Raw genomic sequence first — 1,564 nt, forward strand, 5'->3', positions numbered from 1 at the left:
ATGGCGAAAAAAGCCCCGACCCCGGCCCCAGCGGCCCCCCCTTCCCCCGACGCGGCGTCTGTCGCGAAGGTGTTCAGCCTGATCCAGGAACACTCGGTGGAACTGGTGGACCTGCGCTTCACCGATCCGCGGGGCAAGTGGCACCACACGACGCAGCACGTTTCGACGATCGAGCAGGACACGTTCCGCGACGGCTTCATGTTCGACGGGTCGTCGATCGCGGGATGGAAGGCGATCAACGAGAGCGACATGGTGCTGCTGCCGGACCCGGCGACGGCGGTGATGGACCCGTTCTCGGCCAAGCCGCAGCTGATCCTGATCTGCGACATCATCGAACCCTCGACGGGCCAGTTCTACAACCGCGACCCGCGGGCGACGGCCAAGCTGGCCGAGGCCTACCTGAAGTCGACCGGGCTGGGCGACACGGCGTTCTTCGGGCCGGAAGCCGAGTTCTTCATCTTCGACAGCGTCCGCTTCGGGACGGGTCCGAACTACGGCACCTACCAGCTGGACAGCATCGAAGGCCCCGGCGCCTCGCTGAAGGACTATCCGGAAGGCAACATGGGCCACCGCCCGGGCGTCAAGGGCGGCTATTTCCCCGTGGCCCCGGTGGACAGCGAGGGCGACCTGCGCGCCGAGATGCTGACGACGATGGGCGAGATGGGCCTGCCGATCGAAAAGCACCATCACGAGGTGGCGCAGTCCCAGCATGAGCTGGGCACCAAGTTCGCCACCCTGGTGCAGTCGGCCGACTTCATGCAGATCTACAAATACTGCGTGCACAACGTCGCCCATTCCTACGGCAAGACGGCGACCTTCATGCCCAAGCCGATCTATGGCGACAACGGGTCGGGCATGCATGTCCATCAGTCGATCTGGAAGGCCGGCAAGCCGGTGTTCGCGGGCAACGGCTATGCCGACCTGTCCGACCAGGCGCTGTATTACATCGGCGGCATCATCAAGCACGCCAAGGCGCTGAACGCGTTCACCAACCCGTCGACCAACTCCTACAAGCGGCTGATCCCGGGCTTCGAGGCGCCGGTGCTGCTGGCCTATTCGGCGCGCAACCGCTCGGCCTCGTGCCGCATCCCGTATGCGACCAGCCCGAAGGCCAAGCGCGTCGAGGTCCGCTTCCCCGACCCCACGGCCAACCCCTACCTGGCGTTCGCCGCCATGCTGATGGCCGGGCTGGACGGGATCCGCAACAAGATCCACCCCGGCGACGCCATGGACAAGGATCTGTACGACCTGCCGCCCGAGGAGCTGAAGCAGATCCCGACGGTGTGCGGCTCGCTGCGCGAGGCGCTGGAGGCCCTGGCCGCCGACCACGAGTTCCTGCTGGCCGGCAACGTCTTCACCAAGGACCAGATCGAAAGCTACTGCGCCGTCAAGTGGCAGGACGTCTACAAGTTCGAACACACGCCCCATCCGGCGGAATTCGAGATGTATTACTCGGTCTGATCCCCCCGCGGATCACCGATCGGGGCGCCGGAACCATCAGGGCCGGCGCCCTTTTTCATGGGGTTTTGCCCCATGCCCCACCAGGGCCTGAGGCCCTGGACCC

At 65.7% G+C, this 1,564-nt stretch carries 1 protein-coding gene; it reads left to right on the forward strand.

The genetic code is table 11. From position 1 onward, the window contains the following. Positions 1–1,461, forward strand: coding sequence for a type I glutamate--ammonia ligase (gene glnA / locus HLH34_RS19045; protein ID WP_183121132.1), 1,461 nt, complete (start codon positions 1–3; stop codon positions 1,459–1,461). Positions 1,462–1,564: the final 103 nt, after the last annotated feature.

Source organism: Gluconacetobacter azotocaptans (genome assembly GCF_014174355.1).
Classification (GTDB): Bacteria; Pseudomonadota; Alphaproteobacteria; order Acetobacterales; family Acetobacteraceae; genus Gluconacetobacter; species Gluconacetobacter azotocaptans.